The 11,722-nt window shown below is 74.7% G+C and carries 9 protein-coding genes; 3 read left to right on the top strand and 6 right to left on the bottom strand.

What is annotated here, in order from left to right:
* Nucleotides 1-58 precede the first annotated feature (58 nt).
* From AB0N17_RS27470 to AB0N17_RS27480, 3 genes are all read left to right on the top strand, one after another.
* Nucleotides 59-748 carry a DsbA family protein gene (locus tag AB0N17_RS27470; RefSeq protein ID WP_366014186.1) on the top strand — a complete coding sequence of 230 codons (690 nt, stop codon included), beginning with the start codon at nt 59-61 and terminating at the stop codon, nt 746-748.
* A gap of 271 nt (nt 749-1,019) precedes the next feature.
* Nucleotides 1,020-2,504 carry a hypothetical protein gene (locus tag AB0N17_RS27475; protein WP_366014187.1) on the top strand — a complete coding sequence of 495 codons (1,485 nt, stop codon included), beginning with the start codon at nt 1,020-1,022 and terminating at the stop codon, nt 2,502-2,504.
* Between the two features lie 67 nt (nt 2,505-2,571).
* Nucleotides 2,572-2,895, top strand: coding sequence for a hypothetical protein (locus AB0N17_RS27480; RefSeq protein WP_366014188.1), 324 nt, complete (start codon nt 2,572-2,574; stop codon nt 2,893-2,895).
* 45 nt (nt 2,896-2,940) lie between these two features.
* Here AB0N17_RS27480 and AB0N17_RS27485 read toward each other — a convergent pair whose 3' ends face one another.
* The 6 genes from AB0N17_RS27485 to AB0N17_RS27510 all read right to left on the bottom strand — a co-directional run bounded on the left by AB0N17_RS27485 (nt 2,941) and on the right by AB0N17_RS27510 (nt 11,720).
* On the bottom strand, nt 2,941-4,278 hold the full coding sequence (locus AB0N17_RS27485; protein ID WP_366014189.1) for a protein kinase: 1,338 nt from the start codon (nt 4,276-4,278) through the stop codon (nt 2,941-2,943).
* On the bottom strand, nt 4,279-5,298 hold the full coding sequence (locus AB0N17_RS27490; protein ID WP_366014190.1) for a protein phosphatase 2C domain-containing protein: 1,020 nt from the start codon (nt 5,296-5,298) through the stop codon (nt 4,279-4,281).
* Nucleotides 5,292-5,960 (bottom strand): VWA domain-containing protein, encoded by a 669-nt coding sequence (locus AB0N17_RS27495; protein ID WP_366014272.1) that lies wholly within the window; start codon nt 5,958-5,960, stop codon nt 5,292-5,294. The genes AB0N17_RS27490 and AB0N17_RS27495 overlap by 7 nt, the downstream gene beginning before the upstream one ends.
* 188 nt (nt 5,961-6,148) lie before the next feature.
* The gene (locus AB0N17_RS27500) at nt 6,149-7,795 is read right to left on the bottom strand and encodes a hypothetical protein (protein ID WP_366014191.1); all 1,647 of its coding nucleotides are present in this window, start codon (nt 7,793-7,795) and stop codon (nt 6,149-6,151) included.
* A gap of 23 nt (nt 7,796-7,818) precedes the next feature.
* A complete protein-coding gene (locus AB0N17_RS27505; protein ID WP_366014192.1) occupies nt 7,819-10,482 on the bottom strand; it encodes a GTPase-associated protein 1-related protein in 2,664 nt (887 codons plus the stop codon).
* Nucleotides 10,479-11,720 carry a hypothetical protein gene (locus tag AB0N17_RS27510; RefSeq protein WP_366014193.1) on the bottom strand — a complete coding sequence of 414 codons (1,242 nt, stop codon included), beginning with the start codon at nt 11,718-11,720 and terminating at the stop codon, nt 10,479-10,481. Before AB0N17_RS27510 ends, AB0N17_RS27505 begins: the two co-directional genes overlap by 4 nt.
* Between the last annotated feature and the right edge of the window lie 2 nt (nt 11,721-11,722).

Below are 11,722 nucleotides of genomic sequence, written 5' to 3' on the forward strand. Positions count from 1 at the left end.
GAAAACAGGCGGCGATTGGGCCGGGTTTCCGCCCCATTGACGGACTACCGTCGCCGTCATGACCGACCGCGCCACCACTGCCGACTCCGGTACCGCCACCACCACGGACTCCGCCTCCGCCTCCGGTACCGGTACCGCCTCCGCCCCGACCCGGGTGGACCTCTTCTTCGACCCGGCCTGCCCCTTCGCCTGGATCACCTCCCGCTGGCTGCTCGAGGTCGAGCGCCTGCGCCCGCTCGACCTCCGCTTCCGGGTGATGAGCCTGTACCTGCACAACACCGGCAACGAACTGCCCGAGTGGTACCGCGACCTGGTGGACCGCTCGATCGGCCCGGTGCGGGTCGCCGTCGCCGCCGCGGAACGGCACGGCGACAAGGTGCTGAGCGACCTCTACACCGCGTTCGGAACCCGGATCCACGAACGCGGCACCGACGACTTCGACCTGGTGATCAGCGAATCGCTCGCCGAACTGGGGCTCCCCGCCGAGCTGTCCGCAGCCGCCCACGACCCCGCGTACGACGACGCGGTCCGCCACAGCCACGAGGCCGGGGCGGAACCGGAGTCGGGCGGCTACGTCGGCACGCCGACCCTGCACGTCGACGGCACGGTGTGGTTCGGACCCGTGCTGCGCGCCGTCCCCCGCGGGGCCGCCGCGGCCGAACTCTTCGACGCCTTCCGCGCCTTGGCCCGCCACCCCGACGTCTTCGAGATCAAGCGCACCCGCACCGGATCCCTCCGCTTCGACTGAACCGGAACCCGCTTGGCCGATAAACGCCCCTCGTTCGCCGCGCGAGCGCCACGCCTGTGACACGCCGGCGGCGGCGGACGCAGAACGAGACGCCGCCGCCGGTCCGACGTCGCAGGGGAGCGCCGGACCGCGGCGGCCAATACCACGATCCGGCCCCGGACGGCCCGGCTCACCGAACCCCGCGACAAGACCGCCGGGTTGTCCCTAGGGTGAAGCGCGCGGACCGGCCGGAGGGGGGCGATCGCAGGTGACGGGCAGACCATTACCGTCGTTGCCGCAGTACCGCAAGGACGGAGTGACACGGCGGCTGAGCGCCTCCGTGCACCTCGACGACGCCTTCGCCCTCTACGTCGACCGGGCCCTCACCGGCGACCGGCTCGACGCCCTGGGACTGAGCCTCGGCATCAACTTCGTGGCGCTCGCCCGGCACGCACGCGTGGCCACGCGGCGCCGCGCCACCCTCGACCGCCGGCTCGCCCTCCTCGCGGCGGTCGTACCCCTCGCGCTCCTCCTCGCCCTCTGGGGGCTGGTCAACGGACACCCCTCACTCGGATGGGTGGCGATTTTCGGCCCGATCGGCGCCTACGCGGTCGCCTGGGCGCTGGTCCATCACAAGGAGGCCCGGGGCCGCGAGACGGCGCGGGAGGTGTTCCTCTCCGCCGAGCGGCCGGAGCGGACCGCACCCCCGGTGGAGCCCGAGGCCGAGGCCGCCCTGACCGAGCTGAAACGCACCAACGTACTGCCCTACGCGGACGCGGCCGCCCACACCAAGCCGTTCGTCGGCAGCGGCGACAAGATCAAGGAGGTGGTCTGGCAGCCGATCGACGTCAGCAGACCCGCCGAGGCCCCCGGCGGCGGAAAGCTCCCGCTGATCCCGTTCGACGCCATCGACCTGCACACCTACGTGGCACGCCACATGGAGAACGTCTCCGGACTGCAGGGCCTGCGGGCCAGGAACCGGCTCTACGTCCTCGGCAGCAACGCCCACCTCATCCCCGAGCTGGTGCCCGACCGCACCCGGCGGCCCCGCGCCCAGATACCCAAGCAGTTCGTCCAGGCGGGCCTGCAGACACCCGGCGCGGGCATGCGCACCCACCTGTGTCTGGAGCGCATCGGCGAGGGCGGACGCCTCATCGTCTCCATGTACCTGCGGGCCATCCTGCAGCCGCCCAGCCTGACCTGGGAGGTCGCCGCCTACGCGATACCACCGCTGGACGGCCGCTTCTACCGCGTGGACCGGCTCCCCGTGGCCCCCTTCGAACGCCGGTGGGACCTCATCCGGTACGCCACCCGCCGTACCGGCCCGGAACTGCGCGGCGCCCTCGGCCGCGTCCAGCGCCGGCACCGCTGGCGCAGCGACCACGAAAGGGCGCTGGCCAAGGACCGGCGCGGCATCACCAAGCAGCACCTCCGGTACGACTACGGCGCCACGGGCAGCCTCCGCGAGGACCTCGGTGCCTGGGACGAGGCGGGCTACGCCGAACGCACCGACGCGCAGGACTTCCTGTTCCGGCTCCAGCAGGGCGTACTCGTCGCCACGGAACGGTTCCTCGAGGACCACCACATCGACACCAGCTCCTACGACAAGGCCCTCCAGGTCATCAGCACGCAGACCTACAACATCGGTAACGTCAGCGGTCCCAGCATCTTCGGCAACCAGGGCACGATCGCAGTGCCCGGGCAACAGGGTCCCGGGCCCCACGGCGCCCCGCCCGGCGGCGGACCGGCGCCCGGCTCGCCCGCGCCGAGACCCTGAGCACCACCCCCCTGACGGCCCTTTCGATCCACCCCCGGTTCCCTCGGTCATTAGGCAAGGACAGGACATGAGCACCTACAACTTCGGCAACGTGAGCGGCCCCGCCCAGTTCGGCGACAACGGCCGTATGCAGATCAACCACTACGCGCCGGACCTGGACGCCCTCATGGGCCTCGCCGACCGGCTCACCGAGGCGCTGCGCGCCGAGTACCCGGGGCTCGTCAGCCGCGGTGAGGTCATCCAGGGCGCGCTGGAGGAGTCCGCCGAGGACGGGCTGCCCCCCAACCGGGGCCGGATCCGCTCCGCGCTGGAGACCATCAGCATCGGCGCCGCCGCCGGCACCGCCAGCCTCACCTTCACCCAGCAGCTCCTGCACGCCATGGGGCTGTGAGACCGGGGCCCCGCCGCCACGGGGCCCCGATCCCCGTTCCGCCCCCTACTGCGCCCGCACCACCGCGCGGACCCCGCCGCCGAGGTCCAGCTCCAGACCGGACCGCAGCGGCACGGTCTGGCCGGGCTCGACCTTCTGCACACTGCCGTCGGAGCGGGTGCCCGTCCAGGTCTCCCGTGACCGGTTGGCGATGCCGAACCGCCCCGGCTTCTTCGGGTGTTCGACCAGCTCCGCCACCAGCGCCGCGTCCGAGCAGTCGTGCCGTGTCGGCTCCGGCAGCAGATGGTGGGCCTGCACCCGCGCCGCGCGGCGCAACCGGATGTGGTGCTCGGTGCGCGGCGGGGGAGTGGTCACCGTCAGCCGCGGCGGCAGCACCAGCCGCGCCCCGCACCCCCAGCAGCCCCGCGGCGGCGGGTTCTCGCCGGGCTCGGTCATGTTCTGCCGCCCGCACGACGCGCACTCCACCACCGCGTCCAGCACCGCCCGCAGGGCGTCACGCCACTCCGACTCCCGTACCCGGGCCGCCGGATCGCGCAGCCCGATGGTGAACGACCGCCGGAACAGCTCCTGCAGCCGGCCCGGCGCCGCGCCCCAGGTGGCCAGCACCGTCGTGTGCTCCACCGGGTCGGGCGCGTTGGAGCCGTCCGCCGGGTCGAAGACGAACAGCGGGCTCTTCCCGTACAGCTTCCGCTCGGCCGCCTCGTCCAGGCAGTGGATGCCCAGCTCCCGCCGCCCCTTCAGCGGATGATGGTTCATCAGGAACATGAACAGCAGGACGGCGAGGGAGTGCAGGTCCGACTGAGTGCCCGGCCGGGCACCCGCGTCACCCCGCACCAGCTCGGGGGCCATGAACTCCATGGTCCCCGAGATGCCGCTGACGTCGCCCTCCACCACCGCGTTGTCGTTGTCGCAGACCAGGACGTCACCGGTGGCCGGGTCGAAGAAGATGTTGCCCCAGGAGATGTCCCGGTAGGCGATGCCCCGGGAGTGCAGCGCCTGGTAGGCCTCCACCGTGTACAGACAGGCCGTCAGCAGCGCGCCCGGGCTGGTGCGCAACTGCCGCCGGAACAGCGCCGGGAGCCCCTTGTAGCGGTCCGGGCGCAGGCCCATCAGATACCCGAACGAGCCGCGGTACGGCGGCACGAAGGCCTCCGGCCACAGGAAGCGGTCGTCGGCGAAGTCCCGGGTGACCAGCTCCCGTACGACCGCCTCCTGCTCCGTGGTCGCGCAGGTCGGGTAGTACCACTTCAGCGCCCGCTCACCGGCCGGCGTGCGGACCCGGTACACCTCGCCCTGGCCGCCCGCGCCGAGGAAGCCGACGATCTCGGCCTCGGCACCGTTCTCCACCGCGAGGCGTGTCCCGCCATCGAGCATGCCGCTCATCTACGTCTCCGTCTTCCGTTCCATGTCCACGTCGTCGCCGCGCGGCCCGGCCGCGGGGTCGTCGGCCTCCTCGGGAGGGGGCGCCTGCCGTCGCGCAGGGTCGTGAGCGTCCTGCGCGGCCGGGGCGTTCCGCTCCTGCGCCGGAGCGTCCGCCGCCGGCTCCCGTCCGTCGTGCTCGGCGCGTACCGCCGCCGCCAGGGTCGTGTCGTCGCCGGAGTAGCGCGAGGCCTGGGAGAGCCACTCGGGGAGTGCCCCGCGGACGCCCGCGCTGCCGTCCGCCGTGAGACGGCCGGCCAGGCCCGCCACGAAGTCCGGGTAGCCGTCCGCGGAGGCGAAGCTCTTCGACAGTCCGTCCGTGGACAGCACCACCAGCCGCGGGGCACGGGCCTCCTCGAACACCGGCGCCCAGTGCATCCGCATCGCCCGCCACGCCTCCCGCCCGCACAGCGACTCGGTCTCGTCGCCCAGGTCCTCCTCGGCGGGCGCGAGCGGACGGCTCAGCGTGCCGTCGTGCTCGACCACCGCGAGGTCCCCGTCGCCGATCTGCCAGGCCACGAACAGCCACGGCGTGAGTACCGCGCCGATCAGCGTCGTGCCGTACAGCACGAGCTTGTCCTGCGGGGACGGCTCCCCGGACGCCCGCCGGGACGTCTCCTGCCCCTCCGGGGGGTTGCGGTCCCAGTGGCCGAGCGCCGTCTGCCGCCACTCCTGCACCAGGGAGCGCGGGAAGTCGTCCCGCGCGTACGTCATCAGCCGGGACAGCCGGCCCGGTTCATGGCAGTCGTGGGCCGCCCGGCCGAACCCGGCGGCCAGCGCGAGGAACCGGTCGACGGCGAACCGCGCCCCCAGCCCGCTGCGCGCGTGCACCGCCGAACCGTGCCCGTCCGCCACCGCCAGGACCAGCGGATCCTCACCGGACCCGGTGCCCAGGAAGTCGAGCCAGTCCTGGTTGTGGCGCTTGCCGACCCCCTGGACGCTGCCGGCCAGCATCTCCCACCGCCGCACCCCGAGCGTCACCACACGTCGTCGTCATCGTCGTCGTCCAGCACCGGCGGCGCGAACGGCTGCTTCGCCATGTTCACCCCGGAGCCGTCGCCCGCGACCGGCTGCGAGGCCGCCTTCACGGCCGCGGTCGACGCCCACCGGATCGCCGCCGCCAGCTGCTTGGGACTGTTGGCGTCCAGCGGCTGCAGCTCCGGATTACCGAGGAACTCCTGCAGTACGTCCCGGTCCGCGTCCCCGCCGATCGCGATGGCCACCCGCACCGCCTTGCGGCCCCACGGCGTGGCGTCGACGGCCTTCAGGCCCTCCTTCCAGTCGTCGGTGGGCCCTCCGTCCGACACCAGTGCCAGCACCGGCTTCAGCGCCCGCTGCGGCATCGGCGGGGTCTGCAGCTCCCGAGCCACCAGGTGCAGCGCCTCACCGAGGTTGGTCATGCCGTCGACCTGCACGTCCTGCCAGGTGAAGTCGTCCACCGGGACCGGGGTCTGATGGTGCCACCGCGCGGTCGTGGAGAAGGTGACCGTGCGCAGCAGCAGCTGGGCCGCGGGGTTGTCGTGGGCCACCGACCGCATCTCCGGAACGGCCTCCCTGATCGCGTAGTTCAGCTTCGCGATCTTCTCGCCCTGCATCGAGTACGAGCAGTCGAGCAGCCAGATGAAGTGGACCGGCCGGTTGGCCATCGGCCCGCCGGGAATGTCACTCACGCTGTCGTTCCTCTCTCTTCACGTCGGTTCAAGGGGAGTGGGGCCCGGTCACGTCAACAGCAGCCGGGCCGTGCAGGCGAGGGCGGCCGCCGCCAGCACCAGGGCGGTGACGAACAGACCGGCCATGACCCGCCGGGCGCGGCCGACGGGCGGGGTGACGTGGTTCATGCCGGGCTGTACCTGCCTTCCCTGTCGCCGTCCGGCCGCCTGCGGGGCCGCGGGAACCGTCCGGTGCCGCCGCCGGGCTGCCGGATCAGCGGGCCGGTGCGCAGCCCGGAGGCCGCGAGCAGCCACAGCACCGGTTCGGCGGCCCGGCGCTGCTCGCTGTCCAGCGGTCCGGTGCCGGTGGCCGTGTAGGCGCTGACCGCCCAGTAGCGGGCCGCCCCGACGTCATGGCCGAGGGCCCGCACCAGCGCGCCCAGGCCGATGTCGCCGAGCCAGCCGTCGATCCGGGCGCCCGGCACCGGCAGCGAGGCCAGCTGCTCCAGCACGTCCCGCTTGGTGACCACGGTGGCCACCGGCAGCCGGCGCCGCCGCCCGGTCAGCGCGGCCAGCTCGCCGGTCAGCCGCTGGTACGTCTCCCACGGCCCCTGCGCCGAGGGCCGGGCCCGGTCCGCCCGCTCGGTGTCCGCCGGGCTCAGCCGGCCGCGCACCGTGGGATCGGCCAGCACGTCGGCGACCAGCACGACCCCGTCCGCGTGCCCCAGGTAGCGCTGGGCCCGCACCCGTTCGGCATCGCTCACCGACTCGCCCATCGGGTCGTACAGATACAGCAGCCGGCGCCGCCGTCCCCGGGACACCGTGAGCATCAGCGCGCGCGGCGGCCCGCCGGTCGTGGCGTGCGCCCAGCCGGCGCCGGTCAGCTGCCGGCTGAGCCCCGTGTGCGAGCGCCGGTCGTCGGCGGAGGCGTACGCCACCCCCAGCTCGCCCTCCCGTGCCCAGGCCTGCAGCCCCTCGACCATGGCCGCCATCAGCATCGTCTTGCCCGAGGAGGTCCCGCCGACCAGGGGGGTGTGGACCACGCGGGTGGTGCCCACCGCCTCGGGCAGGACCTGTTCACAGGCGGGGCACAGCGTGGACAGCTTGCCGCGCCCGGTGATCCGGGTCGCCGGCAGCCGCTGCCCGCAGCCGCAGACGTGCCACAGGGTGCCGTACCGGCCGGGCCGCAACTCAGCATGCTGGGCAGGGCAGTTGGGGCAGCGGTGCACGGCCAGCGGGGCGGGCGCGTAACAGCCGGGGTGGGGACACTTGATCCGGATGCCGCGCAGCAGTGCCCAGCCGCGCTCCACCCCGCGCAGCGCCGGCACACCCGCGGCCCAGCCGAGCCACACCACGCCCAGCAGCAGGCCGAAGACCAGCAGGCCCCAGCCGAGCAGCACGGTCGCCAGCACCGCGCCGACCAGCGTGCCCGCCGCCGTGCCCGGCGCGATCAGGGTGATCAGCAGGAACCGGGTGAACGGCACCGAGCCGCGCCGTCCTGCCGGACGCCGCCCGCGGAACAGGTTCGGCACGATCCGGTCCATCCACGGATCGCTGAACGCCCGCCACAGCATCCGCATGCCGTCCAGCCCGGCCGAGACCGCGTCCGTCCACGACTGCCGCCACCAGTAGGCGAGTTGGGACGGCTCCGAGCCGTTCGTACCGACCAGACGGGGGTCCGGGCGGCCCGCCTCCCACGGCCCGAGGCTCTGCCACACCGCGCTCACGCCCCGGCCGAGGAACTCCCACAGCGTCCGGAACAGGCACACCGCGGCGGCCACCACCCCCGCCCAGAGGCACACGGCCTCCGCCGCCTGCACGGCGATCTGCATCCCCGAACCTCCCCCGGCCTCGTTCACGGCGCACCGCCGTCGGAAGGCGGCTCCACGTCCCCGTACCAGGCCGCGGGCCGCTCCTCGCGCCGGCCACGCCCGGTCAGCCGGCCCGCCAGCCGGCCGAGCGCGCCCGGCCGGTTCCACGCGTGGTACGCGTCCAGCCGGCCCCGGCCGGTGCGCCGCAGCGCCTCCTCGACGGCCGTCCGGTCCTCCTCGCGCAGCGCCCGTACGACCGGCCGCAGCACCTTCGTCAGCAAGGCCGTCCGGGTCGCCGCCCACGCGGCATGGGTGTCCGGGTAGGCGCTCCAGTCGCAGAAGCGGGCGGCGACGTACGACGGCACCGTGCGCAGCCGCTGCATCACCTGGTCCCCGCGCGCCACCCGCTCGTACGCGGCCAGCAGCTCCGCGTCGCCCGAGCGGGCCAGCGCGTACAGCTCGCTGTCCGGCGCGGGCGTGAGCAGCAGCCGCCGCGCGAGGGCGTCGTACACCCGCCGGGTGACCTGGCCGGGCACCGGCTCGACCGCGCCGTCGCGCAGCACCCGGATCCGCTCCACCCAGTTCTCGCCCTCGCCCTCGGACCCCAGCAGCGCCGCGAACTCCAGCAGGAGCAGCGGGGCCCGGTGCGCGGGGAGCAGCTCCGCGGTGAAGCAGCGCAGCAGTTCGGTGGCGAGCACGGTGACGTCGGGGTCGTCGGCCGGGGCGGCGAGCGCGGCCTCGACCAGCAGGTCCCGGGTGCCGGCGAGCCGGTGCGCGTCCGAGCCCAGCTCGTTCAGCAGCAGGCTCGCCTCCGCGCCGGTGGGCGAGCCGTCGGGCCACACCAGGTGGAACGCCGTGCGCAGCACGGACGGGTCGGCGTGCGGGGAGACACCAGCGGCGCGCAGCACGGCATGGCACCGGCCGAGCCGGTCCTCGCCGGGCCGCACCCGCGCACCCTCCAGCACGCACATCCGCAGGTGCGGGACCCCGGGGTCCAGGTTCACCGGCAGTCCCGATCCCGCGAGCCGGGCGGCGACCCCGGGCGGATTGGCCGCCGCGAGCGCGTCCAGTGCCCCGAACAGCGCGGTCCGCAGGGCGGGATGGCCGTGGACGGCGTCGAGGAGAGCGGGGGCGCACGCGCGCTCGCCGTCCTGCCGCGCCCGGTGGCCGCCGTGTCCGGCGGGGCGGGGCGACAGCGGTGCGCCCGGGCGACCGCCTCGGTCGGCGGGTCCGGCGGCGGGCGCCGCCTGCCCCTCGCCTCCGTCCCCGTCCTCGTCCCTGTCACCGTCCCCGGGCGCGCTCTGCGCCGCCCGGCCGCTCACCAGCTCCCGGGCGATACGGCCCGCCAAGTCCGGGAGCACGTCCTGGCAGTCGACGTCGAGCAGGTCGGCGACGTGCAGCAGGGCCAGGGGCCGGCCGGTCGCCGGCCGGGTGGGGTCGGCGATGCCGTGCCGCAGGGCGGGTGCGAGGTCCCGGGCCAGGCCGGCCCGCACCCCGGAGGTCAGCGAGCCCGCGCCCAGCGCCGGCACCGGGCCCTGCCCGCGCACCGCCGAGGTCAGCACCCGCGCGGCGAGCGGCGCGGACACGAAGGTGGGCACCTGCCCGTCCAGCCGGGTCAACAGGGCGGCCAGCGCGGGGGGTTCCTCGTCGAGCGGCGTGCCGGCGGGGGAGTGGCGGACGGCTCCGGCGGTCCGGCCGGGCCGCTCGGTGTCTCCGCCCCGCTCCCGCGCCAGCTCCGCGACCACCGCGGTCAGGGTCCCCTCCTCCAGGTCGCACACGTGGTCGGCCGTCCAGCGGGCGGCCGCCGCGCGGGCGTCCGCGCGCAGGGCGATGCCGTCGGCCAGCGCGGCCACGGCGAGCGGCCCCAGCTCCCCGGACGTCTCGCGGAACAGCTCCGGCCGCCCGGCCGTCCACACTCGTGCGCACGTCTCGGCCCACGCGTCGGTCACCGGTTCCGCCGCCGGCCGGCCGGTGCAGTCGTGCACCCGGAACCGGTGGTCGTGGCCGACCGGTTCCGAGGACGGCAGCGCACCGACGATCTGCTGCCGGGCCTGCTGCGGGCGCCGCGTGTACGTCGTGAAGGTGAGCCGGTGCGCCTGTTCGCGCGGCAGGACCGTGCAGGCGAGCGCGATCCACTGGGCGACGTCGGCGCTGTCCCGCTCCACGAGCACGATCTGCCGTGCGTCGACGCCCTCGGCCAGGGTGCGCAGGTCGGTGAAGAAGGCGGCGAGCCGCTCCGCGCGGGACCGGGCGAACGCCACCAGCCCGTCCCGGCGCAGCAGCCCCGGCGGCTCGAACCGGTCGACCGGCGCGGGGCGCCCGCCCGGGGGAGTGGCGTCGGCCCAGCGCACCGACTCCCATGCCGTGACCGGCAGCGCCCCGTCCGGCAGCCGCGTGCCGGCCGGTAGATGGACCGCGTGGGCGTGGAAGTTCCCCCACCGCCCGCTGTAGTCCGCCCCGGTGTACACCGAGCGGCTCAACAGGTGTCCGCCGTCGCTGAGTTGACTGAAGGAGAAGGCCTTGGGGAAGCCCTTGAGCTGCTCGGCGTCCGGCCGGTCCGGCAGGTCGCGCGGCGGCTCGTACCCGATGAGCTGTTCGGCCTCCCGCAGCAGCGTGGCCGGCACCTCCGGGCTGACCGCGGTGAACCGGAAACCGGACCCGTCCGGGCCGGGCGGCGCCGAGGTGTAGTGCAGTTGCGCGAGGCTCACCGGGCACGCCCCTTCGCCGCGGCGTGGACCGGCAGCAGCCCGCGCAGGGACAGCAGCCACAGCAGCGGATCCTCCACCCGCACCGGCTGCGGCCCCGACTTCGGCGCGTCCGCCGGGGCGTCCGCGGGCGGCGGCGCCCCCAGCGCGGACAGACCGAACAGCGACAACTCGGCGAAGTCGAGTTCCAGTTGGCGCAGCAGCGCGCCGGAGTCCCAGTCCGTCAGCAGCGACCGCAGCTCCTCGTGGACGGCGAGCCGGTCCTCGGCGTCGTAGGCACCCGCACCGTGCGGGGCGCTGTGCAGCAGCGGGGAGTGCGGGTCGAGCAGGGACTTGAGCATGTCGGTCTTCGTCACGGCCACCGCGATCGGCGTGGACACCCGGCCGCCGGCCCTGCCCTTGCCGTGGGCGCGCAGCTGGGCCGCGAGGTCGGCGGCGATCTGCCGGGGCGAGGTCTCCACCACGGGCAGCGGCGGACCGTCGTGCACCGGCAACCGGTCGCGCACGGAGCCGAGCTGGAGCGGGTCGACGAGCAGGATGATGCCGTCGGCGGCACCGAGGTAGCGGGTGTAGCGGTCCATCGCCTCCGCGCCCGCGAGATCCTCACCGGCCGCGTCGAAGAAGACGAGCGTCGTGTGCCGGGTGCCGGTGCCGCCCAACAGCCCCCGTCTGGGCAGGCTGAGCCGGTACAGCAGAGGGTCGTTGAAGCCGAGCGCGGCCGGCCGGGTGGCGTCGGGCAGCCGCAGCCGCTCGTACAGGTCCTCCGCCATCTCCCGGTCCCGGGTCTGGGTGCTCTGCCCCATCGCGGCCAGCGACGCGTGATAGGCCTGCCCGACCCGGTGGTCCAGCTCGTTGCGCAGCACGGCCACGTACGTGCTCTTGCCGGATGCCTTCGCGCCGACCAGCGCGATGATCCGGCTGTCCTGGTCGCAGTAGTCGCTGGGCAGATCGCTGTGGCAGGACGCGCACACCCGCACCGGCGTCGGCACCCCGCACTTGGGGCAGGGCACGCTGCTGCCCGCCCCGGCGAAGGAGGCCAGTCTCCGGGCCGGGGTGAACACGGGCCCGCGCATCCGGGCCGCCGGCGGCACGCCGGGACCCATGAAGCCGGCCCACAGGTCGTCGCGTTCGGGCCCGCAGGGCGCGCCGCCGCGCACCCCGCTCGGGGTCATCAGACAGCGGTACGGCAGTTTGGCCGCCGACGCGCGGGCGAAGCAGTAGGGGCAGATCACGGTCGTCATGG

It is taken from the genome of Streptomyces sp. NPDC051133, assembly GCF_040682635.1.
Lineage (GTDB): Bacteria > Actinomycetota > Actinomycetes > Streptomycetales > Streptomycetaceae > Streptomyces.

What these genes read in the sequence shown, in the direction of transcription:
- AB0N17_RS27470 (WP_366014186.1), top strand. Translation starts at nt 59, where the DNA reads ATGACCGACCGCGCCACCACTGCCGACTCCGGTACCGCCACCACCACG.
- AB0N17_RS27510 (WP_366014193.1), bottom strand. Translation starts at nt 11,720, where the DNA reads ATGACGACCGTGATCTGCCCCTACTGCTTCGCCCGCGCGTCGGCGGCC.
- AB0N17_RS27485 (WP_366014189.1), bottom strand. Translation starts at nt 4,278, where the DNA reads ATGAGCGGCATGCTCGATGGCGGGACACGCCTCGCGGTGGAGAACGGT.
- AB0N17_RS27495 (WP_366014272.1), bottom strand. Translation starts at nt 5,960, where the DNA reads ATGGCCAACCGGCCGGTCCACTTCATCTGGCTGCTCGACTGCTCGTAC.
- AB0N17_RS27480 (WP_366014188.1), top strand. Translation starts at nt 2,572, where the DNA reads ATGAGCACCTACAACTTCGGCAACGTGAGCGGCCCCGCCCAGTTCGGC.
- AB0N17_RS27500 (WP_366014191.1), bottom strand. Translation starts at nt 7,795, where the DNA reads ATGCAGATCGCCGTGCAGGCGGCGGAGGCCGTGTGCCTCTGGGCGGGG.